This is a genomic window from Mycobacterium sp. NPDC050551, assembly GCF_040674075.1.
Taxonomy (GTDB): Bacteria; Actinomycetota; Actinomycetes; order Mycobacteriales; family Mycobacteriaceae; genus Mycobacterium.
The window spans coordinates 845,507-872,458 of record NZ_JBFARC010000003.1 but is presented as its reverse complement, the minus strand read 5'-3'; the positions used below and the strand labels follow the sequence as shown (position 1 = coordinate 872,458).

Sequence of the window (26,952 nt, the reverse complement as noted above, 5' to 3'; positions counted from 1 at the left end):
TCAGTCGGCGGTCATTGTTCCGAACACCATTTCTAGTCGCTCGAGGAGAACCTCGACGGTGGCATTGTCGAACACGCCGGAGTCGTATTCGAATCGAATGGTCAACTGGGAGCCTGGAATCGCCTGCATGGTCAGTGGGTAGTCGTTGTACTCGCGGTTGCTGAAATCGACGATGGTCAACCCGTCGGGACCCAGCGGAGCCGTGGTGTCGACCGGGTAGTTCTCGTAGACGAACAGCGTGTCGAACAACTGGTCGTGGCCGGTGACCCGGTGGATCTCGGGCAACGCCAGATGCTGGTGTTCGAAGGTGGCCTGCGAGGACCTGTTCAGTTGAGCGAGCAAATCGACCACGGTGGTCGAGGCGTCGAAAGTTGCTCGCACCGGGATGGTGTTGATGAACAGGCCCACCATCGAATCCGCACCGGCCAGTTCGGCCGGGCGCCCCGAGACCGTGGCGCCGAACACCACGTCGTGGCGACCGGTCAGTGAAGTGAGCAGCAGTGCCCATGCCCCCTGCAGCACCGTGGCGACGGTGGTCTTGTGGGTACGCGCCAGTTCCGCCAGCGCCATGGTGGTCTGCTCGGAGACCTTCAGCGATGCGATGCCACGCCGCCCCAACCGGGTCCGGTGTGGTCCGGCGACCAGGGCGGGGGCGTCCAACCCGGCCAGCGCCTCGCCCCAGGCCGCCCGCGCCGCGTCGAGGTCGCGATCGGCCAGCCAGGAGACGAACCGCCGATAGGGCAGCGCCGCGGGCAACCTGTGCCCGTAGTAGGTGGCGAAGATGTCACGCAGCAGGATCGGCATCGACCAACCGTCGATCACGATGTGGTGGAACGTCAGCACACAGCGGTGCCGGTCCTCGGCTGTGCGGATCAGCGCCACCCGGAACGGCGGCGAGGCACCCAGATCACACACCGCCGCCCGTTCGGCGGCGCACAGTCGCTCGAGCCGGGCTTCGTCATCGGTTTCCGCGTACTGCCATCCCACCACGGGGTCGGCGGGGATGACCTGCACCGGCTCGTCGAACTGTGCGCTGAACCGCGCCACCAGGTGGGGGTGGCGTTCCACGACCGCGCGTACCGCCTTCAACAGTTGGTCGGGGTTCAACGGGCCTGCCACCGTGAAGTCGAGTTGCGTTGCGTACAGGTCCTCGTTCGACTCCCCCGATTCCACGTGGAAGAGCAGTCCCTGCTGCATCGGCGTGAGGGGCAGCACGTCCGCGATCTGGTACTGCGCCGCGAGCGCGTCGATGTTGTGCTGGCTCAGCCGGGCGGGTGCGATGTCCGAAGGAGTCAGCCCACCGCCACCGTGACGCACATGCGCGCAGATCCCGGCCAGCGCCTCGAACCACAGCGCACTCAACCGCTCGACCTGCCCACCGTCGAGCACCGACGGCGCCCACGTCCAGTTCGCCCGCAACCGCGGCCCGGACTCGGTGTCGACCGTGACCGCGTTGAGTTCCACGGTGTGCGGCAGCGGCATCGGTACGGCCGCCACGGCGAGGTCGACCGACTCGTCGTCACTCGGCCGCCACAGCTCGTCGGACAGCTCGCCGCCGCCCAGCCGACCCAGATAGTTGAACCCGATCACCGGATCGGAACCGGTCATCTCCGCGTCGCCGTTGAGGTACCGCAGCAGACCGTAGGTCAGGCCGTCGGGTAGGGCGCGCAGCTGCTCCTTGGCCTCCTTGATCGCCGAACCCAGTGCCGCCTCGCCGGCGACCACCTCGGACCACGGCAGCGCGGTCGACAACGACACCGGGTACTTCGTGGTGAACCAGCCCACCGTCCGCGAAAGGTCCAGTCCGTCGGCCAGATCCTCGTGCCGTCCGTGACCCTCCACGGCGATACCCACGGGCGCGTCCGCGGTGCCGGTGAACTCCGCCAGCGCCAACCCGAACGCGATCAGCAAGATGTCCTGCACCCCGGCGTGGAACGCCGCCGGGACCTCGCCCAACACCATCCGGGTGATCTCGGCGTCCAACGACTCCGTCAGGTGCCCGGCCGTGGCGTAGGTGTCGATCTCCGGCCGCACCGCAGGCAACGCTGCGGCGGTCGCCTCGACGCGGCGCCAGGCGGCGGCGTCGGTCGTGGTGTTCTCCGCGTGGGCATGCCCGGCCAGCAGCTCCGACCACCGCGCGAAGGACGTCGCTTCCGCGGGCAACGTGATCGGCTGACCGCTTCGGTGCTGAGTCCACGCGATGTTGAGGTCCTCCAGCAGGATTCGCCACGACACGCCGTCCACGGCCAGGTGGTGGATGATCACCACCAACTGACGGGTGGCCGCCGCCCACACCGCGGAGAGCATCACTCCGGCCGCCGGATCGAGCCGCGCCTGTCCCTCGGCGATCGCCTCACCGGTCAGCACCGGCACCGACGACACGCATGCCGCGGCATTCACCGTCCCGGGTTCGGGCACCCGCAGCGCCCACCCTCCGGCACCGTCGTCGTCCACCCGCAGCCGCAACATGCCATGGCCGTCGAGCAGCGCCTGCACGATCGCCACCACGTCGGGCTCTCGAACCCCGGCCGGGGTCTGCACCACCATCGTCTGGCTGAACTGATCCGTCGGACCGTCGACGTCCTGCAGCCACCGCATGATCGGCGTGGCCACCACCGGCCCCAGGCCGTCATCGGCAGTCGTCGGACCCTCGACGGCCGTCACCACCCGAGCCAGGCGTGACACCGTCTGCTCGATGAACACGTCCTTGGGCCGGCACGTCAACCCCGCCGCCCGCGCCCGCGACACCACCTGCATCGACAGGATCGAATCGCCGCCGAGCTCGAAGAAGCCGTCATCGACACCGACCCGCTCCACGCCCAGCACCTCGGCGAAGATTCCCGCGAGAATCTCCTCGACCGCCGAGGCGGGCGCCCGGTAGGCGTCGCCGTCCAGATACTCCGGAGCCGGCAGCGCCCGTCGGTCGAGCTTGCCGTTCACCGTCACCGGCAGCGCATCCAGCACCACCACTGCGGTCGGCACCATGTAGGACGGCAACCGCTCACCCAGCAACCGGCGCACCTCGACCGGATCCACCGCCCCGCTCACCGACTCGGTCACGTACCCGACCAACCGCCGGTCACCGGGACGGTCCTCACGGACGATCACCGCCGCCTGCACCACGCCTGCCAGTCCGGCCAGTGCCGCCTGGATCTCCCCCAGCTCGATCCGGTATCCACGGATCTTGACCTGCTCGTCGGCGCGTCCGAGGTACTGCAACTGGCCGTCGGCACCCCAGGACACCAGGTCACCGGTGCGATACATCCTCAGTCCGGGAGCTCCGAACGGACACGCCACGAACCGCGACCCCGTCAATTCCGGCCGGCCCGCGTAGCCGACGGCCACGCCACGTCCCGCCACGTACAACTCGCCGACGAGCCCGGCGGGTACCGGCCGCAGCATCCCGTCGAGCACGAACAACGCCGCCCCCGGCACCGGCGCACCGATCGGCGCCGCCGATCCGGGCGCCAGCGGCGAACTCATCGAGGCGTACACGGTGGCCTCGGTCGGACCGTAGGCGTTGATCATCACCCGGCCCGGCGCCCACCGGTCGACCACGTCGGCGGGGCAGGCCTCGCCGGCGACGACCAGCGCCATCGATTCCAGGCCCTCCGGTGAGAGCATCCCCACCGCCGAGGGGGTCTGGCTCAGCACCGTGACCCGCTCGCGGACCAGCAGGGCGTGGAACTCCTCCGGTGAGGCCGCCACGTCCTCCGAGACCACGAGCAGTCGCCCGCCGCCCAGCAGCGGACCCCAGATGTCCCACACCGAAACGTCGAACGCGTACGAGTGCCACTGCGTCCAGACGCCGGTCCTTGGCAGATCGGCACTCACCGCCTCCAACAGCTGGGCGACATTGCGGTGAGTGACCGCCACGCCCTTGGGCCGGCCGGTGGTCCCCGAGGTGTAGATCCGGTACGCCACATCGTCGGCGGACGGCGCAGTGGGCGCGGTGTCCGGCTGTGCGTCGATGCGCTGGTCGTGAACGTCGACCACGGCCAGGTCGTGGCCGTCCAATCGGCCGGCCAGCGCCGCGGTGGTGACCGCCGCAACCGGCGCCGAGTCGGCGATCACGAACGCGATCCGGTCATCCGGATGGCCGGGATCCATCGGCACGTAGGCCGCACCGGTCTTGAGCACTGCGGCGATGGCGACGATCGCATCGGCCGAACGGTGCAGCAGGAGCGCCACGGACGCACCAGGACCCGCACCGTGGGCGGCCAGCAGATGGGCCAGACGATTCGACGCCTCATCCAGTTCGCGGTACGTCATCGACCGATCCTCGAACGTCACCGCCACCGCCGACGGTGTCGCGGCGACCTGCGACGCGAACAGCGCGGGGATCGATGAGCCCGGATCGGCGGACCGGGTCAACGACGCCCGATTGGCCCACTCGTCGAGGTGAGCACGCTCGTCGGCGTCGAGGAGGTCGATGGTCGACAGCTGCCTCGCCGGATCGGCGGCCATCGCCACCAGCACCCGCTGCAGCCGTCGCAGCAACGCATCGACGGTGTCCGCGTCGAAGACGTGGGTGTCGTGTTCGCACCGGATGCTGAGCTCGGCGCCGGGTCGAGCCTGGATCGCCAACGGGTAGTGGTTGAACTCCCGGGTCTTGGCGTCACCGATGGTCAATCCGTCGGCTTCCATCGCCGCGGCGGTGTCGGCCGGGTAGTTCTCGAAGACGAACAAGGTGTCGAACAGCTGGTCGTGACCGACGCTGCGGTGGATGTCGGGCAGCGCCAGGTGTTCGTGTTCGAGCGTCGCGTTGTGGAAGTGCTGCAGCTGGGCGAGCAGCTCCGCGACGGTGGTCGCCGGGGTGAGCCTGGCGCGCACCGGCACCGTGTTGATCAACAGGCCGATCATCGAGTCGGCTCCCGCGACGTCATCGGGCCTGCCCGAGACGACCGCACCGAACGCCACGTCCAGCTGGCCGGCCAGGGAGCTGACCAGCATCGCCCATGCTGCCTGTAAGACGGTGCTGACGGTGGTCGCCTGCGAGCGGGCCAGTTCGGTCAGTGCGCCGGTGATCGGCTCGGGGACGCTGACCGACACGGCGCGGCGCGGTCCGAGTTCCCGTCGGTCCGGTGCGGCGACCAGGGTGGGGGTGTCGAACCCCGCGAGCACTTCACCCCAGGCGGTGCGGGCCTCGTCGAGGTCGCGTTCGGCCAGCCAGGACACGAACCGGCGGTAGGGCACCGCCGGCGGCAGTTGCTGTCGGAAGTAGCCGGCGAAGATCTCCTGCAACAGGATCGGCAGGGACCAGCCGTCCAGCACGATGTGATGACTGGTCAGCAGCACACGGTGCGCGTCGGGCGCACTCCGGATCAACGCCACCCGGAACGCAGGCGCGTTCTCCAGAACGGCGACCGCGGCCCGCTCCGCGGCGGATTCCCGCTCCATGACGTCGTCGACGCGGACGCCCTCGTCACATTCGACGTAGCGCCAGCCGGCGACCGGATCGGCCGGAATGATCTGCACGGGCTCGTCGAAGCGCTCGCTGAATGTTGCGACCAGGTGCGGGTGGCGGCTCACCACCGACTGCACCGCCGCCGCCAACCGAGCCGGATCCAGTGGACCCGAGACGGTGAAACCGAGTTGCAGCGCATACACATCGGCGCTGCCGGTGTGGAAGAGCAGTCCCCGTTGCAGCGGGGTGAGGGGAAGGACGTCGGCGATGCGGTACTGATCCTGCAACTCGTCGAGCTGGGGTTGCGTGAGCCGGGCCGGAGTGACGTCCGACGGGGTCAGTCCGCCTCCGCCGGTTCGGACGTGGGCACGGATCCCGGCCAGCGCCTCGAACCACAGTCGACTCAACCGCTCGATGTGGACGTCCTGCAGCACCGAGGTGGCCCATGTCCAGCTCGCCTGCAACCGCGGACCCTCGTCGGTGTCGAGGGTGACGGCGTTGAGTTCCACCGTGTGCGCCAACGGCATCGGCACCGCCGCCGCCGCGGCGGGCAGTGCGGTGGCCGTGTGGGGCCGCCACATGTCCTCGGACAATGCGCCCGTGCCGCCGATTCGACCCAGGTAGTTGAACCCGATCGCCGGGTCGGCGCCGCCGACCTGCACCTCCGCGTTGAGGTAGCGCAACAAGCCGTAGGTCAGGCCATCGGGAAGTGTGCGCAACTGCTCCTTGCCGGCCTTGACCACCCGCCCGAGTTCGGCCTGGCCGGAAGCGACCTGCGTCCAGTCGATCCGGGCGCCGGAGAATGCCACGGGGTACTTGGTGGTGAACCAGCCCACGGTGCGCGACAGATCCACTCCCGCGGCCAGATCCTCGTCGCGGCCGTGGCCTTCCACGTCGATGCCGACGGGCACCTCGCCGGTGCCGAGGAACTCGGCACAGGCCATCCCGAACGCGATCAGCAGGATGTCCTGCACCCCGGCGTGGAATGCCGCAGGCACCTCGCCCAGCAACGCCTGGGTGGTCTCGGCATCCAACTCGACCGACCGTCGGCCCGCCGACGCGTAGGTGTCGCGCTCCGGATGCGGCGCCGGCAGCACCGCCGGGGTCGAGGCCACCTCGTGCCACACCTGAGCGGACGCAGTCACCGCATCGGCGACGGCGCGCTGTTCCAGCAGCTGCGACCACCGGGCGAATGACGTGCCCGACGCAGGCAACACGATCGGCTGCCCGCCGCGGAGCTGGGCCCACGCGATGTTCGCGTCTTCCAGCAGGATCCGCCACGACACCCCGTCGACGGCGAGATGGTGCACCACCAGGGCCAGCTCACCCGCACCGGACGCCCATACCGCCGAGAGCATCACTCCCGCAGTCGGATTCAGTCGTGACCGCGCCTCGAGCACCACATCCTCGGTCAACACCTCGACCGACGACACGCATGCGGCGGCGTCCACCGTTCCGGGTTCGGGCACCCGCAGGGACCATCCCCCGGCGCCGTCGTCATCCACCCGCAGCCGCAGTGCGGCGTGCCGATCCAGCAAGGCCTGCAACACCGTGACGACGTCGGCCTCGCCGACCTCGGCAGGTGTTGCCACCACCATCGTCTGATTGAACTCACCGGTCGGGCCGTCGACGCTCCGCAGCCACCGCATGATCGGCGTGGCCACCACCGGCCCCACCCCGTCATCGGCGGTCACCTCGGCGACGGCCACCTCGACCACCCGAGCCAACCGGGCCACCGTCTGTTCGGTGAACACGTCCTTGGGCCGGCATGTCAGCCCGGCGGCCCTCGCCCGCGACACCACCTGCATGGAGAGGATCGAATCGCCACCCAGCTCGAAGAACGAATCGTCGGCCCCGACCCGCTCCACACCGAGCACCTCGGCGAAGATTCCCGCGAGGATCTCCTCCACTGCCGTGGAAGGGGCGCGGTATCCGCCACGCTGCCCGTACTCCGGCACCGGCAAGGCCTTGACGTCCAACTTGTTGTTCGACGTCAACGGGAACGCATCCAGCACCAGAACCGCCGTCGGCACCATGTAATCGGGCAGCCGCTCGGCGAGTGCCGCGCGGGCGCGGGCCGGGTCCACCGTGCCGGTGACATAGCCGACCAGACGCTTGTCGCCGGGGCGATCCTCACGGGCGATCACCGCCGCCCGGCTCACACCGTCCACCTGGGCCAGCGCGGCCTGGATCTCACCCAGCTCGATCCGGTAGCCACGGATCTTGACCTGCTCGTCGGCGCGGCCCAGATAATCGAGTTGGCCGTCGGCTCCCCAGCGCACCACGTCCCCGGTGCGATACATCCGCATCCCGGAGGTCTCCCCCGCCTCGGCGAACGGGCACGCGACGAATCGCGAGGCCGTCAGGCCCGACCGGCCCACGTAGCCGTCGGCCACCCCGTGACCGGCGACGTACAGCTCGCCCACCACGCCGGCGGGCACCGGGCGCAGCCACTCGTCGAGCACGAACAACGCCGCTCCCGCCACCGGCGATCCGATCGGCACCCGCGCTCCTGGCACCAACGGAGCACTGACCGCCACGCACATCGTGGTCTCGGTCGGACCGTAGGCGTTGATCATCACCCGGCCCGGCGTGGCCCACCGGTCCACCACCTCTGCCGGGCAGGCCTCACCGACCACCACCAGCGCCGCCGACTCCAGGCCCTGCTCCGACAGCATGCCCACCGCCGACGGGGTCTGGGTCAGCACGGTGACCCCCTCGGCGACCAGGACGTCGTGGAAGTCGCGCGGGGAACCCGCCACCGCCTCGGGCACCACGACCACGCGCCCGCCGCGAAGCAGGGCGCCGAAGATCTCCCACACCGACACGTCGAACGCCAACGAATGGCACAGCGCCCACACCCCGGGATCCGGCAGGCCGGCGTCCAGCGATCCGAGCAGTTGTGTCACGTTGCGATGAGTGACCGCAACACCTTTCGGCACACCCGTGGTCCCCGACGTGTAGATCAGGTACGCGACGTCGTCGACCGCGGGTGCCGGCAGTGCCGACGCGGGGTGACCATCGACCACTTCGTCGTCGACGTCGATGACCGTCACCGCATGACCGTCCAGCCGGGCCGCATGGTGGGAGTCGGTGACGACGGCGACCGGGGCGGCATCGGAGAGCACGAAACCGACACGCGCATCCGGTGCCGACGGGTCGATCGCCACGTACGCCGACCCGGTCTTGAGCACCGCCAGGATCGCCACGACCGCCTCGGCGGAACGGTTGAGCAGCAGCGCGACCTGCCGGCCTGGCCCGGCACCGCGACCGATCAACAGATGCGCCAGCCGATTCGACGCGCGGTCCAGCTCGCGATAGGTCAACGAGCCGCCCTCGAAGCGGACCGCCACCGCATCAGGGGCCGCGTCGACCTGCGCGGCGAACAGATCCGGGACGGAGATCCCGGCCGATGCCGGCGTCGCCAGCACCGCGCGGTTGCCGACGGTGTCGAGCCAGGAGCGCTCGTCACCGACCAGCACGTCGATCGACGACACCGTGCTCGTGTGGTCGGTCGTCAACACGTCGAGCACGCGCTCGAGCCGCCCGGCCAACGCCTCGATCGTCGCCGCGTCGAACACGTCGGTGCGGTACTCCACGACACCGGCGATACCGGCCGGTTCGCCATCCTCGTCGAACCGCTCACCGATCGAGACGGCCAGATCCATTCGCGCGGTCTGCGTGCCGGTCGGCACCTCGGTGGCCCACACGTCACCCATGGCGAACCCACCGCTGGAACCGAGCTCGTGCCCGGCGAAGTTCTGCCAGGCCAACATCACCTGCACCACCGGGTGATGAGCCAACGACCGGGCGGGGTTGAGCCGCTCGACCAGCACCTCGAACGGCACATCCTGGTGCTCGTAGGCGGCCAGGCTGCGCCGCCGCACCTGAGCCAGCAGCTCGGCGACCGTGGGATCGCCGGCGAGGTCGACCCGCAGCACCAGCGTGTTGACGAAGAACCCGACCAGGTCGTCCAACGCGGGATCGTTGCGTCCGGCGATCGGGAAGCCCACCGCGACATCCGAACTAGCGCTCACCCTGCCCAACAGCACCGCCAGCGCGGCCTGCACCACCATGAAACCCGTCGCACCGTGCGCGGCCGCGGTCGCCCGCACCTGCCGCTGCAGATCCGCCGACCACGCCACCGTCACCTGCGCACCGCGCTGATCGGCCACCGGGGGGTACGGCCGATCCGTCGGCAGCACCAACCGCTCAGGCAGGCCGGCCAATTCGTCCATCCAGTAGGCCAGCTGCCCACCGATACGGGAATCCGCGTCCGCCATCTCACCGAGCTGCGCACGCTGCCACAGCGTGTAGTCCACATACTGCACCGGCAACGGCGCCCATGCCGGGGCCTGCCCCGCACCACGCGCGGCATACGCCGCAGCGAGATCACCCACCAGGGGCGCCAGGGACGTGCCGTCCGCGGCGATGTGGTGAACCACACCCGCGAGCACGTGCTCATCGGAGGAGATGCGAATGAGTGTGGCCCGCAACGGGATCTCGGTCGTCAGGTCGAACGCGTGCCTCGCCGCCCGCTCGACCGCATCGTCGAGCCGCTGCGCCGGCCATCCCTCGGCATCGACGACCTGCCAACCGACTTCGGCCTGCGCGGCGTCCACGACGACCTGCCGCGGCACCCCGTCGATTGCGGCGAACAACGTCCGCAGGCTCTCGTGCCGGCTCACCACGTCCACCAGCGCCGCCCGCAGCGCCTCCACGTCCAGACTGCCGGTCAACCGCAGCGTCATGGCCATGTTGTAGACCGGGGACGGACCGTGCAACTGGTCGAGGAACCACAACCGGTTCTGCGCGAACGACAGCGGCACCACGGCCGGCCGCTCTCCGGCGACCAGCGGCGCCAACCCGCTCGAACCCGCAACGGCACTCGACGCCAACTGCCGTACCGTCGGCGCCTCGAACAGCACGCGCACCGGCAGTTCCACATCCAACGCCTTGTTGATCGCGGCGATCACCCGCATGGCCGACAACGAGTCGCCACCGAGTTCGAAGAACCCGTCGTCGACCCCGACCCGTTCCACGCCGAGAACATCGGCGAAGATCGCGGCCAGGATCTCCTCCTGCACTGTGGTCGGCGCCCGGTAGTCATCCGCGTTCTGGTACTCCGGCGCAGGCAACGCCCGCCTGTCCAGCTTGCCGTTCACCGTCACCGGCAAGCCGTCGAGCACCACGATCGCGCTCGGCACCATGTAGTCGGGCAACCGCTGCGCCAACACCGCGCGCGCACGACCGGGATCCGCCGAACCGGTGACGTAACCAACCAGACGCTTGTCGCCCGGGCGGTCCTCCCTGACGATCACCGCCGCTCGCTGCACGCCGTCCACCGACACCAGCGCCGCCTGGATCTCGCCCAGTTCGATTCGGTACCCGCGGAGCTTGACCTGTTCGTCGGCCCGCCCGAAGTAGTCGAGTTGCCCGTCGGCACGCCAGGCCACCAGGTCCCCGGTGCGATACATCCTCAGACCGGGGGCTGCCCCCGCTCCTCCGAACGGGCAGGCCACGAATCGCGACGCCGTCAATCCCGACCGGCCGACGTACCCGACGGCGACACCGTGGCCGGCGACATAGAGTTCGCCCACCACACCGGCAGGCACCCGCCGCAGCGACGCGTCGAGCACGAACAGCGCCGCCGTCGACACCGGCGAGCCGATCGGGGGTGCACCGGATCCCGGCAGCAACGGCGCCGTCCGGGATGCACAGATCGTGGTCTCCGTCGGTCCGTAGGCGTTGACCACGAGATGGTCTGGCGCCCAGCGGTCCACGACGTCGGGCGGGCACGCTTCGCCTGCCATCACCAACGCCAGTCGGTCGAGCCCGGCGGGCGACATCATCGTCAGCGCCGAGGGTGTCTGGGTGACGACGCTGACCTGTTCCCCGATCAGGACGTTGCGGAAGTCGTCGGGCGACCGGACCACCTGCTCAGGCACCACCACCAGCCGGCCACCATGGAGCAGGACGCCCCAGATCTCCTCCACCGAGGCGTCGAAGGCATAGGAATGGCACTGCGCCCACGCCTGGGTCGGGAGGCCCTCCTCGAGTGAACTCAGCAGTCGAGTGACGTTGGCATGGGTGACCGCAACACCCTTCGGCACACCTGTGGTGCCCGAGGTGTAGATGACGTAGGCGATGTCGTCGGGCGCCGGGGCGGGCACGGCGGTGCGCGGGTGGCCGGTAACGGCTGGGTCGTCGACGTCGACGATCGTCACGCCGTGTCCGTCCAGTCGTTCCGTCATCTCGGCGGTGGTGATGGCCGCGACGGGAGCGGCGTCGCCCAGCACGAACAAGACGCGGGCGTCGGGCACCGCCGGGTCGATCGGCACGTACGCCGAACCCGACTTCAGCACCGCCAGCATCGCGACGATCGCTTCGGCGGAGCGATTCAGCAGCAACGCAACCCGCCGGCCCGGGCCGGCGCCCTGGCTCAACAGGAAGTGCGCCATCCGGTTCGAGGCCTCGTCGAGCTCGCGGTAGGTCATCGCACGGCCGGCGAAGCTGATCGCCACGGCGGTCGGCGTGGCGGCCGCCTGGGCGCCGAAGGCAGCCGGAATCGACCACGGCGCAGGCGATTCCCGCGTCAGCACGGCTTGGTTGGTCCACCGGTCGAGCCGAGCGTGCTCCGATGCGTCGAGCACATCGATCGTCGACAGCCGCCTCGCCGGATCGGCGGTCATGGCCGCCAGCACCCGTTCGAGACGGTCGATGACGGTGCCGACGGTCGAGGGGTCGAAGACGTCGGTGCGGAATTCGACCTCTCCGGCGATACCGGCGGGAGCGCCGGCGTCGGTGAGGCGTTCGGTGATCGAGAACGCCAGATCCATCCGTGCCGTGTGGGTGTCGATCGGCATGCGGGTGACCTCGAGGTCCCCCAACGACAACCCCGCGGTGTCATCGCCGCCCAGTCCGAACCCGTTCTGCCATGCCAACATCACCTGCACCAACGGGTGATGTGCGCGGCTTCTCGCGGGGTTGAGCCGTTCCACCAGCACCTCGAACGGCACGTCCTGGTGATCGAAGGCGGCCAGGCTGCCGGTGCGCACCCGGCCGAGCAGCTCTGCCACCGTCGGATCCCCGGCCAGATCCGTGCGCAGCACCAACGTGTTGACGAAGAAGCCGACCAGGTCGTCGAGTGCGGGATCGTTGCGGCCCGCGATCGGGAATCCGACCGCGACATCCGAACTCGCCGAGAGGGTTCCGAGCAGCACGGCCAGGGCGGCCTGCACCACCATGAACCCGGTCGCCTCGTGATCGGCGGCGACCTCGTGCAGCCGCTGCTGCAGATCCGCAGGCCATGCGAACCTGACCGTGGCACCGCGCTGGTCGGCCACCACCGGGTAGGGCCGGTCCGTCGGGAGCGCCAGGCGCTCGGGGAGATCGGCGAGGGCCTCCTGCCAGTACGCCAACTGCCTGGCGATCCGGCTGTCGGCGTCGGACAGCTCCCCCAGCTGCGCACGCTGCCACAGCGTGTAGTCGACGTACTGCACAGGCAACGGAATCCAGTCCGGAGCGCGCTGCGCACTTCGCGCGGCATAGGCCCGGCCCAAATCGGTCACGAACGGCGTGACCGACCCGCCGTCGGCCGCGATGTGATGCACCACCCCGACCAGGATGTGCTCGATCTCAGAAACTCGGAGAAGCGTTGCCCGCAAGGGAATCTCGCGGGCGAGGTCGAACGCATGTCCGGCCGCGGCCTGCACGGCGGCGTCCACCTCGGCCGCGGTCCAGCCGACCGCGTCGACGGTCTGCCAGTTCACGACGGCGGCCTCGACCGGCAGCACGTCCTGACACGGCACCCCGTCGACGGCGGAGAGCACCGTGCGCAACGGCTCGTGGCGGGAGACCACGTCGCCCACTGCGGCGTGCAGTGCCTCGAGGTCCAGCGTTCCGGTCAGCCGCAGTGCGATCGCCATGTTGTACATCGGCGAAGCGCCCTGCAACTGGTCGATGAACCACATCCGGTTCTGCGCGAACGACAACGGCACGACCGCCGGCCGATCGACGGGAACCAGCGGGTCGAAACCGTTCGACGGCGATCCCGCGTCGAGCCGCGACGCCAACTGTGCCACCGTCGGCGCCTCGAACAAGACCCGCACCGTCAAGCCGGCGTCGTAGGACCGGTTGATCGCCGCGATCACCCGCATCGCCGACAGGGAGTCGCCGCCCAGCTCGAAGAACGAGTCGTCCGCGCCGACCCGCTCCACGCCGAGGACCTCGGCGTAAATTGCCGCGACCGTCGTCTCGTCAGCGGTCGTCGGCGCCCGGTGGACGTCCCCGCCCTGGTGCCGCGGCGCCGGGAGCGCCCGCACGTCCAGCTTGCCGTTGACCGTCAACGGCAACGCATCGAGCACCACGACCGCGGTCGGCACCATGTACTCGGGCAACCACCGCGCCAGCGCCTCGCGCGCGGCAGCGGGATCGACCGACCCGGTGACGTAGGCGACGAGGCGCCTGGTTCCCGGTTGATCCTCTCGGGCGATCACCGCCGCGGCATCCACCCCGTCGACCGACGCCAGGGCGGCGCGGATTTCGCCCAGTTCGATCCGATGACCCCGGATCTTGACCTGCTCATCGGCCCGGCCCAGGTACTGCAGCTGCCCGTCGGCACTCCAGCTCACCACGTCGCCGGTGCGATACATCCTCGTCCCGGGGGCATCGCCGGCCCTGACGAAGGGGCAGGCCACGAACCGGGAAGCCGTGAGCCCGGCCCGGTTCACGTACCCGGCCGCCTGTCCGGAACCGGCCACATACAACTCGCCGACCGCGCCGGCGGGCAGTGGCCGCAGCCACTCGTCCAGCACGAAGAACGCCAGATGGTCCAGCGGCACTCCGATCGGACTGCCGGTGCCCTCGGCGTCGTCGGCGACGATCTCCCGGAACGAGGCGTGCACGGTGGTCTCGGTGATCCCGTACATGTTGATCATCCGCGGCAGCCCCGGATGATCGACGAACCACCGCGCAAGGCGGTGCGGCTCGAGCGCTTCGCCACCGAAGATCACCGTCTGCAGCTTCAGCTGCTCACCCCGACCGGGTTCCAGTGCGTCGACGGCCTGCAGTGCGTAGAACGCCGCGGGTGTCTGGGAGAAGACGGTCACCTGCTCCTCGACGAGCACCGCATGCAAGTCCTCGGGTGACCGGGTGACCCACTCCGGCAACACCACCAGCCGCCCGCCGCGCAGCAGCGCCCCCCATGTCTCCCACACCGAATAGTCGAACGCCAGCGAATGCGCCAACGTCCAGACCTGGCCTACCAACTCGAGATCTGCGTCGAGTGAGGCCAGCAGTTCGATCACGTTGCGGTGCGGGACCGCCACTCCCTTGGGAGTGCCCGTGGTTCCGGAGGTGTAGATGACGTAGGCGATGTCGTCCGACGCCGGGAGCGCCAGAGCCGTGGCCGGGCGATCCTCGATCGCCGGGTCGCCGACATCGACGACGACCCGATCGCCACCACCCAACCGTGTCGCGAGTTCGGCAGTGGTGACCACCGCGATCGGAGCCGCGTCGGCCAACACGAACTGGATCCGCGTGTCGGGGTGAGCCGGATCGAGCGGTAGATACCCCGCACCCGATTTGAGCACCGCCAGGATCGTCACGACCGCATCGGCCGAGCGTGGCAGCAGCATCGCCACCAGCTCCCCCGGTCGTGCACCGTGACCGACCAGTGTGTGCGCCAACCGATTCGACGCCTGATCCAGCTCGCGATAGGTCAGATTGCGCCCCTGGAACGTCAGCGCCACCGCTCCCGGGCACCGCACCACCTGCTCGGCGAACAGTCCCGGAATGGACACCGACGCGGTCATCGGACGCGACAGCACCGCCCGGTTCGACCACCGGTCGAGCCGCGCGTGCTCGGCCGCGTCGAGTACGTCGATCGACGCCACCCGGACAGCGGGATCGGCGGTCATCGCCGCCAGCACCCGGTCACATCTCGCGATCAACCCGTCGACGTCGCCGGCCGTGAAGACGTCCGTGTCGTACTCGACGCGCAGCCGCAACCGCGCACCGGGAATGGCCTGTATCGCAAGCGGATAGTGGTTGAACTCGCGAGTGGTGACATCCGTGACGGTCAGCCCGTCGGCGCCCGGCGCGAAGCCTGCGTCCAGCGGATAGTTCTCGTAGACGAACAAGGTGTCGAAGAGCTGGTCCTGGCCGGCCAGTCGGTGCATCTCCCCGAGCGCGAGATGCTGGTGTTCCAGCGTGTGGATGTGACTGTCCTGCAGCTGCTCCAACAGCTCGGTGACCGTGGTCGTCGCGCTGCAGCGTGCCCGCACCGGCACGGTGTTGATCAGCAGGCCGATCATCGAGTCCGCGCCTGCGACCTCATCGGAACGCCCCGACACGGTGGTGCCGAACAGAACGTCGCGCCGGCCCGTCAGCGAGTTCAGCACGACGGCCCACGCCGCCTGCAGGAAGATGTTCGCCGTCGTCCGGTGCGCGCGCGCCACCTCACCCAGCGCCTGGGTGATCCGGTCCGACAGCTCTACCGATGCGACGCCGCGCGGCCCCGACCCGGCCGTGCCCGTCTGACCGACCATCGTCGGGGCGTCGACATCTGCCAGCACCTGCCCCCACGCCGCACGGGCAGCCGTCAGGTCGCGTTCCGCGAGCCACGACAGGAACCGGCGGTACGGCGGAGCGGCCGGCAACTGGTGCCCGTAGTAGCAGGCGAAGATCTCCTGAAGCAGCAACGGCAGCGACCATCCGTCGATCACGATGTGATGGGCCGTCACCACGAACCGGTGGCAGTCAGGGGTGAGTTGGACCAGAGCCGCCCGCAACAGCGGGCCGTTCTCGAGGGAACCCACGGCGGCGCGCTCGGCCACACACAGCTGCCGCACCTGATCCTCGTTGTCGAACTCGACCTCGTGCCAGCCGATCTCGGGACGCGCCGGAATGACCTGCACCGGCTCGTCGAACCGTTGACAGAACCGAGCCGCCAGGTGCGGATGACGCTGCGCGACGGTGGACACCGCATCGTGCAACCGGGAACGGTCCACACCACCGTCGAGGGTGAGCTCGAGCTGCAACGCGTAGAGATGATCGTCGTCGGCACCGACCGCATCGGTGTGGAACAGCAGTCCCTGCTGCAGCGGACTCAACGGCAGCACATCGGCCACGTCGTAGTGCTCGACGAGGTGATCGAGATCGGTCTGGCGGACCCGAGCGGGCAGCACGTCCGACGGCGTCAAACCGCCGCCGATGCCGCCGCCCACCAGCCCACAGATCCCCGTCAGCGCCTCGAACCACAGCCGGCTCAACCGCTCGACCTCGAGGTCGGTGAGAACTGTTGTGGCCCACGTCCACTGGGCCCGCAGTCGGGGACCCGCCGCGGAGTCGACGGTCGCCGCATCCAGACCCAACGAGTACATCAGCGGGGTGGTGACCTCCGCCGCCGCAGCCGTCACAGCCACGGCGTCGGCGTCGAGGCGCCACAGCTCATCCGACAGCTCGCCCGCGCCGAGCCGGCCGAGGTAGTTGAAGCCGATCACCCGGTCGGGGCCGTCGAGTTCGATCTCGGTGTTCACATGGCGAAGCAACCCGTAGGTGATGCCGCCGGGCAGCGCCCGCAGTTGCTCCTTGGCCTGCTTGACCACACCGTCCAGAGCCGGTCGGGAGGCGAGCACCTCGGACCACGACAACCCACCGGACAGTGCCACCGGGTACTTCGCGGTGAACCACCCGACCGTTCGCGACAGATCCACGCCGTCGGCGATCTCCTCGGTGCGACCGTGGCCTTCGACCTCGATGCCGACCGGCGTGGCACCGGCGTCGAGGAATTCCGCACACGCCACACCGAAGGCGGCGAGCAGGATGTCTTGCACCCCGGCGTGATACGCGGCGGGAACCTCACCGAGCAACATCCGTGTGGTCTCGGTGTCCAGGTCCACCGACAGCCGCCCCGCCGTGACGTATTTGTCCCGCTCGGGGTCCGGCGCCGCCAGCACCTCCGGCACCGCCAACACCTGCCGCCATCGATCAGCCACCCCGACGACCACGTCCGATGCCGCGTGGTCGGCCAGCACGGTCGACCACTTGGCGAACGACGTGCCCCCGTCCGGCAGCGCGATCGGCTGACCCGCACGGAGTTGAGCCCAGCCGATGTTGATGTCCTCGATCAGGATTCGCCAGGACACGCCGTCGACGGCGAGGTGGTGGACGCTCAGCATCAGCTGCGCGGTCGACCTCGCCCACACCGCGGCGACCATCGCCCCTGCGAACGGATCGAGCCGGGACCGTGCCGCCGAGACGACGTCGTCGGTCAGGCTCTCTGCGTAGACCAGGCAGTCGGTGGCGTCCACCGCACCCACCCCGGGCACCTCGAACGACCAGTCGCCCGAGCCGTCGTCGAGGACACGCAGTCGCAACATCGCATGCCGGTCGAGCAGCGCCTGCAACACGATGCGGACATCAGCCTCGTCGGCACCCGCCGGGGCTTGCAGCACCGTCGTCTGGTTGAACTGGTGCACCGGCCCGTCGATCCCGTTCAGCCAGGCCATGATCGGAGTCGCCGACACCGGCCCCAGACCGTCGTCGACCGTCTCAGGTCCGTCGGAAGCGCGCACGACCTGGGCCAACCGCGCCACCGTCTGCTCGACCACGACATCTCGGGGACGACACACCAGGCCGGCTGCCCGGGCGCGGGACACCACCTGCATCGACAGGATGCTGTCGCCACCCAGCTCGAAGAACGAGTCGTCGACCCCGACCCGCTCCAACCCGAGGACCTCGGCGAAGAGGGTGGCCAGGATCTCCTCGACCGCCGTCGACGGAGCGCGGTACCGGTCGACGCCCTGGTATTCCGGCGCTGGGAGCGCACGACGGTCCAGCTTGCCGTTCACCGTCACGGGCAGCACGTCGAGCACGATGACCGCCGCCGGCACCATGTAGGGCGGCAACTGTTCCGCGAGGGCGATCCGTGCCGCGCCGGCATCCACCGACCCCGTCACGTAGCCGACGAGCCGCTTGTCACCCGGGCGGTCCTCCCGAGCGATCACCACGGCCTGTTCGACGCCGTCGACGGCCGCCAACGCGGTTTGGACTTCGCCGAGTTCGATGCGGTATCCGCGGATCTTGACCTGCTCGTCGGCTCGGCCGAAGTACTCCAATTGGCCGTCTGCACACCAGGACACCAGGTCACCGGTGCGATACATCCTCGTTCCGGGCCCGCCGAACGGGCACGCCACGAATCGTGACGCGCTCAGGCCCGACCGGCCGACATAGCCGGCCGCCACGCCTGCGCCCGCCACGTAGAGCTCACCCATCACACCCGCCGGCACCGGCCGCAACCATCCGTCCAGCACGAACAACGCTGCCCTCGGCACCGGCTCACCGATGGGCACCACGCCCGACCCCGGCTGCAACGGCCGGCTGATCGTCGCGAAGATCGTGGCCTCGGTCGGCCCGTAGGCGTTCACCATGACGCGGCCCGGTGCCCACCGATCCATCACGTCGGCAGGGCACGCCTCGCCGTCCACCACCAGGGCCGTCGACTCCAGGCCGTCGGGTGAGAGCATCCCGACGGCGGAGGGCGTCTGACTCATCACATCGGCGCGCTCGGCGACCAGCAGCGCGTGGAACTCCTCCGGCGAGGTCGCCACGGCCTCCGGCACCACCAGCAGGCGCCCGCCGGCGAGAAGGGGACCCCAGATGTCCCACACGGAGACGTCGAAAGCGTAGGAATGCCACTGCGTCCACACGCCCGTACGCGGCAGGTCCGCCTTCACCGACGTCATCAGCGAAGCGACGTTGCCGTGAGTGACCGCGACACCCTTCGGTCGTCCGGTTGTTCCCGAGGTGTAGATCAGGTAGGCGACGTCGTCCGCGGCAGGCATGGGCAATGCCGTGGCAGGCTGCGCGGTGATCCGGGTGTCGTGCGGGTCGACGACGACCACACCGTGGCCCGCCAGCCGTCCGGCCAGTTCCGCGGTGGCGACCGCCGCGACCGGTGCGCAGTCGCCGAGCACGAACTCGACCCGCGAATCGGGATGACTCGGGTCGATCGGCACGTATGCCGCCCCCGTCTTGAGCACCGCCGTGATCGCCACGATGGCGTCAGCCGACCGGGGGAACAGCAGCGCCACCGACTCACCGGGACGCGCACCGTGTCCGACCAGCAGATGGGCCAACCGGTTCGACACGTCGTCCAGCTCGCGGTAGGTCAGGTCACGACCCTCGAACGTCAGCGCCACCGCCTCGGGGGTCCGCGCGACCTGCGCCGCGAACAACGCCGGGATCGACGCATCGGACGAGGCGGCCGAGGCGGCCTCTGCCAGTGCCGCCCGGTTGGCCCAGAGATCGAGTTGCTGTTGTTCATTAGCCTCGAGGACGTCGATCACGGCGAGGCGCCGCTTCGGATCTGCGGTCATCGCCGTCAGCATCCGTTCCAGCAGTCTGGCGATGTCTGCGACGTCGAATCCCGAGAACGACTGCGCGGCGCCGGCCGTGCTGATGAAGAGGTCCTCGCCGGCCGTCGAGAAGATCCACCCGAAGCCGCCCACCGGTCCGATGTTGGTGTACGACGCGGCCGCTGGGGCGCCGCCGAAGGTCAACGTGTACGCGGACGGCAGGAAGTTGACCCCCACCCTGCCCGCGGTCTGTGCCGCCCCCGGCAGGCGGCCCTTGCGCTCCAGGGCGTCCGCCGGGTACCGCTGGTGCTTCACGACTTCACGCACCCTGGCGTCCACGCCCCGACAGAAGTCGGCGACCGACGCTGCCGGTGACACCTCGATCACCAGGGGCACGACGCCGGCGAACATCCCGGGAAGGGTCTTCGACTGAGGGGTCACGCGCCTGGTGACCGGGAAGTCGAGGACGACGGTCGACGACACGCCACTGCGTCCTCGCAGCACCAGAGCGCATGCCGCCGTGAGGATCGACGACCTGGGCATCGTCCACGCCTCCGCCAGCGCGTCCACCCTGCGACGGAGCGAAGGATCCAGCCGCACGGGGCCCGATTGTTCGTATCGCGCATGCGCATCGCCGCTCGACCGCGACGAATGCGGCAACTCCTCGGCGGGCGGGAGATTGCCCGCCCACCAGGCCTCGTCCTCGAGGAAGTCCGCAGACGCCTCGTATTCGGCTTCGCAATCGATGACATCCTGCAATGACCCGAACAGTGCGGGAGGTACCGGCGCACCTGAAACGACAGCCGAATAGACCGACGCGATCCGCTGCCCCGCCAAACCGAGCGCGGATCCGTCCATGTTCAGGTGGTGGCAGCACGCGAACAGATGGAATTCATCGCTGTGCGTCTCGAAGAGGGCGAACTTGAGCAACGGCCCCGTCAGCGGCATCGGCGTGCGCTGGATCGACTCGGCGATCCGGTGCACGTCGCCCCATCCGTCTGGCGAACCGGTGAGATCGTGAAACATCAGTTCGACGTCCGGCTCGTCGACGACGTACTGGACGACCTGACCGTTCACCTCTTCGAAGGCGGCCCTGGCCGACTCGACTTCGCGCACGACGCGCTGAATCGCCCACTCCAGCGCGTCGCGATCCACTGCCCCCGCAATGTGCACGAACATGCCCAGCTGCCACGCCGTGCCGAGATCACCCGTCTCCTGCGCGAGCCAGATGTCGAGCTGGCCGCGCGTCAACGGAAGGGCGCCCCCACCCGATTCCCCCATCGGTATCAACTCCTCAACCCCCTGCTGGTGTCACACACGTCGAGACCGATCCGCCACCAGTGGCCCGCATGGGCGTCCCGGCCGGACCTCGCGCCGGTCCGGGCTCACGTGGCCGGTGCCGCAGCGCGCTCGGCTTTGCCGTGGTCCACCAGCCGGTGGACTCCTCCGTGAGCGGACACGCGCGGGTTGCGTTGCTCGATGTGACACATCAAGGTCAGAGGGACGTCCCGATCGTGATCGGACGGAATGACGTCCACCTGGCCCTCCCCTCGCTTCGCCCGCGTCCAACGGAATAACTCACAGCACACTACTGGAAGGTAGCAAGGGCGTTCGGCCGATTCGTCAGGTTCGGGGCGGAGCAGCGAAAACATTAGCCGAATCCGTACGGAATTTCATCCCGCAGTGCCGTCCGAGATGTGCGCACACAGCACTCTGCCTGCACTGATCGCCGAAATACCCGGTGCATCGATCGTCGGGCGAATAGCTGCGTCGACCAGCAGTGACATTTGCGTCTCCATCGCCGACAGCGAATTCACCCTCGCCATCAGGGGGCGACGTGGCAAACGGCCGTTCAGTGCCGGTGCTGACAGCGGAGCATCGTAGGCCGGCGACCGAGGAAACCGGGGCGCACCCGTCCCATCTGGCGACGCAATATACGAGATACATATCGCCGGCGTTGCTCAGAGTGTTACAGGTCCATTCAAGCCACCTGCGAGGAGGCGTAGCGCCGATAATTGCGAGATGTCGCGTCGGCCCGCCTCCGACCCGTGCGCGACCGCGCAGCGATGCCACGGACTCGACCGTCGCAAACACGCGAATCGGCACACCGCAAAGCAGCCACACCCCTATGGGCGCGACCGGCCACAGTGGAATGCGAACCCGGTAATTGCCGGGGCAGTTCGAGCCCGACGTGCACGCTGTGACACGAAAGCCGGCCGGATTCGATCTCGCCGAAACGGCCGCGGAGTGAGGCCGCAGAGCTACCTTGAGAATGGCTCGGAGAACGGTCGAACGTCGAACTCGGGGGATGCTGTGGGCTCGGATCGAAATGCCGCCGAAAGTCCTGTCGACCGGCGATTGTGACCACGATCCGATGACGAACGTCCTCGAGCCGCTCGATCAGGCGGTGTTCGACATCGAGCGGGCGACAGGTACGGCCAATCTCCTCCAATGCGCCTGGATTCTCCCCGGCCCGGTGAACCGGCCGGGCCTCGAGCTGTTCCACGAGCGCCTCCGGCGCGGTGTCCTGGTATCCCGCCGCATCGAACGTTCGGCTCTGCCCTTCGGTCGCCATCGCTGGGTTGCGTCCTCGCGCGCGTCGGACATCGAGTTCGTGAGCTCGGCGCGGCCGCGTGGTGAGTTCAGCGACTGGCTGAACGAGCAACCGAGCATCACGCTCGATCCCGAGCACGGACCGGGCTGGCACCTTGCGGCACTCCCCTTCACCGACGGCGGCTCAGGGGTGAGCCTCGTCATCTCTCACTGCCTCACCGATGGCATCGGGTTGTGCGAGTCGTTGGTCAGTGCGGTCGGCGACCGCGACGTCGGCAGGACCTGGCCCGAGGCGGCATCGCGGAAGCGCTCGCGCGCCCTCCGCGAAGATCTCCGTCAGGTGGTGCGCGACGCTCCCGCCATCCGACGAGCCGGTGCCGCGGTGTTCAGAATGGGCCGGCAGAGGCGTGAGGCGGCGGGATCGACGACGCCCCCTGAACGCACCGGTGGAGACGAGATGGTCGTCATCCCGAGGGCGACGATCCTCGTCGACGCCGGCGACTGGGACAGCCGCGCCGAGGCGCTCGGCGGAACAAGCAACACCCTGCTCGCGGCCTTCGCCGCCCGGCTCGCGAGCGGGCTGGGGCGAGTCACCCCGGACGGATTCGTCACGCTGGACATGCCCGTCAACGAACGCACGCTCGAGGACACCCGCGCAGGCGCCGTGCGGGATGCCCACGTGACGGTCGACCCGAGGTCCGCGACGAGCGATCTGCGCGAGATGCGGGCCGCGATCAAGCACGCCCTGATCCAGCACAAGGACTCGGTGGACGATGAGATGGCCCTGATGCCGCTCGTCCCGCTGCTCCCGCAGCGGGTGGTCAGACGCATGGTCAACGTCGTCCACGGCAGCGCGACGAGAGTTCTCTCGTCGAATCTCGGGGCCATCGACGGATCGGCGAATCGACCCGACGGCACCGAAGCCGACTACTTCGCCATGATGTGGAAGTACCCGCACGTGACGAGGAAATTGCTCCATCTGGGCGGGGGAATACTGGCGCTGCTCTCCGGGCGGCTGCACGGGAGCGTCTTCGTGTCAGTCTTCGCGTACCAGCCGGGTCACTCGAACGACCAGCTGCCGCAACGCCTGTTGGACACTCTGCGTGAGTTCTCGCTCACCGGCGCCGTGATGTGAATCAGCGGAGCAGATCGGTCGCGATCCGCTCCGCCGATTCGGCCGCTCAGTACTTGCTGCAGGAATTGAAAGCCTGCGCCATGACCGGAACGTTCTGGTCGGCGCCCGGCAGGCTCATGAACATCTGCGCCAGCTGCTGGCGCTGCGCGGGACCGGAGGCGAAGAACTGCCGAAGGTAGGACTGCGACATCGGCTGTGAGTCGAATGCGGAGGCAGGCCCGGGGTTCTCGGTGCGCAGTGCCGCGACCCACTGGTCGTAGGTACAGGTGGAGTTGATCGCCGGCCCGAGATCAGGCTGTGCGGCGGCCACGCCGGCCCCGGCGCTCAGCGTCAGCGCGAGCCCTCCGAGCGCTACGGCGACTTTGCTCATCGACAATTTCATCATGCTTGTCTCCTTTCCCCCCGGCATCGAATCCTAATCGCCGAGACCGATTGTTGCCCATACTTTTGTGTCATCGTCGGCGCCTGAATGTTCGTTACCGACCCGGACCCATTTGCCCGCGCAATGTGAAAAGACCGGTACCGCCGACGGACAATGGCGCGCCTAAACGGGCGCCCGGGGGAACTCGACCGTGGGCGGATCGTCGTCGTCGCGGCGCATGGGGGTGCCCAGCAGGGCCCGCACCAGTGGTCGCGGCCCGTACGGGCGCAGCATGGCGCTCGCAGGACGCGGTCGCACCCGCTGCGGCCACCAGAACCAGCGGCCCAGCAGCGCGGCGATGGCGGGGGTCATGAACGAGCGGACGATCATCGTGTCGAACAGCAGGCCGAGGCCGATGGTCGTGCCGATCTGACCGATGATCCGCAGGTCGCTGACCGCCATGGACGCCATCGTGGCGGCGAACACCAGACCGGCGGTGGTCACGACCTTCCCGGTCCCGCCCATCGCCCGGATGATGCCGGTGTTGATGCCTGCGCCGACTTCCTCCTTCATCCGGGACACGAGCAGCAGGTTGTAGTCGGATCCCACGGCCAGCAGGATGATCACCGACATCGCCAGCACCATCCAGTGCAGGTTGATGCCCAGGATGTACTGCCACAGCAGCACGGACAACCCGAAAGAGGCACCCAGGGACAGCACCACGGTGCCCACGATGACCAGCGCCGCGATGAGGCTGCGCGTGATGACCAGCATGATGATGAACACCAGGCAGATCGCCGCGATGCCGGCGATCAGCAGGTCGTAGGTGGACCCGTCCTGCCAGTCCTTGGCGGTCGACGCCGTCCCGGCGAGATAGATCTTGGCGTCGCTCAGGGGTGTGCCCTTGAGCGCCTCCTCGGCGGCGACCCTGAGCTTCTCGACGCGTTCGATGCCCTCCGGTGTGGCCGGATCACCGTTGTGGGAGATGATGAACCGGGCCGACTTTCCGTCCGGCGACAGGAACGACGCCATCGCGCGTTTGAAGTCGGGATTGTCGAAGACCTCGGGCGGCAGGAAGAACGAGTCGTCGTTCCTGGCCGCGTCGAACGCCTGTCCCATCGCACTGACCTCGGTGGTCTGCTCATCCATCTGTGCCGAGATCCCCGACATCGTGGAGTACATGGTGAGCGACATCGTCTGGATGGTCTTCAGTACCTCGATGATCTGCGGAAATTGCGCGGCGAGTTGGGGCAGGAGCACGTCCAGCTGCTCCATGTCCTTGGTGAGGATCTGAATCCTGTCGTGGAGCGCGTCCACGCCGTCAATGGTGTCGAAGATCGACCGCAGCGCCCAACAGATCGGGATGTTGTAGCAGTGCTTCTCCCAGTAGAAGTAATTCCTGATCGGTCGGAAGAAATCGTCGAAGAGGACGACACTGCCCCGCAGTTCGTCGGTGATCGCCGCGATCTCCTGTGTGCTGACGATCATTTCGTGCGTGACTTCGTTCAGGCGCTGGATCATCGCGTACTGCTCCTGCATGATCTCGATCATCACGCCCATGCTCTCGGCCTGCTTGAGCATGTCCCCGTTGCGTTCGCCCTGGAACTTCTGCACTTGGACCTGGGTGGCTTGCTGGAGGCTGAGCAGGAAGGGGATGGACGTCTTCTCGATCGGTGTCCCCTCTGGGCGGGTGATCCCCTGCACCCGCGAGATCCCGGGTATCCCGAAGAGGGCCTTGGCCAGCTTGTTGAGCGTGATGAAGTCCGTGGGGTTCCGCAGGTCGTGACCCGTCTCGATCATGAGGACGTCGGGCGTCAGTCGCGCCTGGGTGAAGTGGCGTTCCGCTGCCGCGAACCCCTGGTTCGCCGGAATGTCCGGGGAGATGTACTCGCGGTCGTTGTAGCTCGTTTCGTACCCCGGCAGCGCCAGCAGTCCGACGAATGCCGTCGCGAGAGCGGCAACGAGGATGGGACCCGGCCAGCGCGTGATCGCCGTGCCGATCCCCCGCCACCTACGGGACTTGAGTCTGCGCTTGGGTTCGAGCAGCCCGACAGCGCTCGCCAGGGCAATCCCGCCAGGCACCAACGTCACCGCGACGGCGACCGCGGCCAGCATGCCGATGGCACACGGGATACCCATGGTGTGGAAGTACGGCAACCGGGTGAAGCTGAGGCAGTAGATGGCGCCGGCGATCGTCAGTCCTGATGCGAGGACGACAGGAGCGGTACTGCGATAGGTGGTGTAGTAAGCGGTTTCCCGGTCTTCGCCCGCTTGCCGCGCCTCCTGATAGCGGCCGAAGAAGAAGATGCCGTAGTCGGTGCCCGCCGCTATCGCCAGGAACACCAGCATGTTCACCGCGAAGGTCGAGAGCACGAAGACTTGGTTGGCGCCCAGTATCGCGACGATGCCACGGGCCGCCGCCAGTTCCACGCCCACCATGACCAACAGCAGGATGACCGTGATGATCGAGCGGAAGACGATGAGCAGCATCGTGAAGATGATCACGACCGTCACGATCGTGATCTTGAGGATCGAGTCGTTGCCGCTGTGCTGCATGTCCGAGGCCAGCGGCGCCGCGCCGGTCACGTAGACCTGCACACCGGCGGGCGGCGAGGAACGCGCGGCGATGTCGCGCACCGCTGCCACCGACTCGTCGCCCAGCGGCGTGCCCTGGTTCCCGGCGAGATTCAACTGCACATAGGTGGCCTTGCCGTCCGGGCTCTGGACGCTCGACGACGTGAGCCGGTCGCCCCACAGATCCTGCACGTGGGTCACGTGTTCTGGATCGTCGCGCAACTGCTGGATCAGCCCCGCGTAATACTGCCGGGCGGCCTCACCGAGCGGCTCCTGGCCTTCCAGGACGAGCATCGCCGAACTGTCCGAGTCGGATTCCTCGAACGCCTGTCCCATCCGCCGCATGCCCTGCGCCGAGGGCGCATCGGCCGGCATCAGGGACACCGAATTCTCTTCCGCCACCTTCTCGAGCGCCGGGATCGCGGAGCGCCATTCCCAGCCGACCGAGGCCAGCGTCGTGTAGATGATCACGGCGATCCAGGCGACGATGATGATCGGCGAGAACCGGCGTATCGTCCGCGGGATGAACGGCGGGCGGTCTCTTCTTGTCCTCATGCGACCT

At 68.6% G+C, this 26,952-nt stretch carries 4 protein-coding genes; 1 reads left to right on the top strand and 3 read right to left on the bottom strand.

The features are described 5' to 3' along the window. On the bottom strand, positions 1-21,048 hold the full coding sequence (locus AB0K11_RS16360; RefSeq protein WP_364978379.1) for a non-ribosomal peptide synthase/polyketide synthase: 21,048 nt from the start codon (positions 21,046-21,048) through the stop codon (positions 1-3). A 1,093-nt stretch (positions 21,049-22,141) separates the two neighbouring features. On the opposite strand from AB0K11_RS16360, the gene AB0K11_RS16355 reads away from it, so the two are divergent. Continuing rightward, a complete protein-coding gene (locus AB0K11_RS16355) occupies positions 22,142-23,455 on the top strand; it encodes a hypothetical protein (protein ID WP_364978376.1) in 1,314 nt (437 codons plus the stop codon). A gap of 46 nt (positions 23,456-23,501) precedes the next feature. On the opposite strand, the gene AB0K11_RS16350 is transcribed toward AB0K11_RS16355, so the two are convergent. Both AB0K11_RS16350 and AB0K11_RS16345 read right to left on the bottom strand, forming a co-directional pair. Next, on the bottom strand, positions 23,502-23,840 hold the full coding sequence (locus AB0K11_RS16350; RefSeq protein ID WP_364978373.1) for a hemophore-related protein: 339 nt from the start codon (positions 23,838-23,840) through the stop codon (positions 23,502-23,504). Positions 23,841-23,999: 159 nt separating this feature from the next. Then, positions 24,000-26,945, bottom strand: coding sequence for an RND family transporter (locus AB0K11_RS16345; RefSeq protein WP_364978370.1), 2,946 nt, complete (start codon positions 26,943-26,945; stop codon positions 24,000-24,002). Positions 26,946-26,952 lie beyond the last annotated feature (7 nt).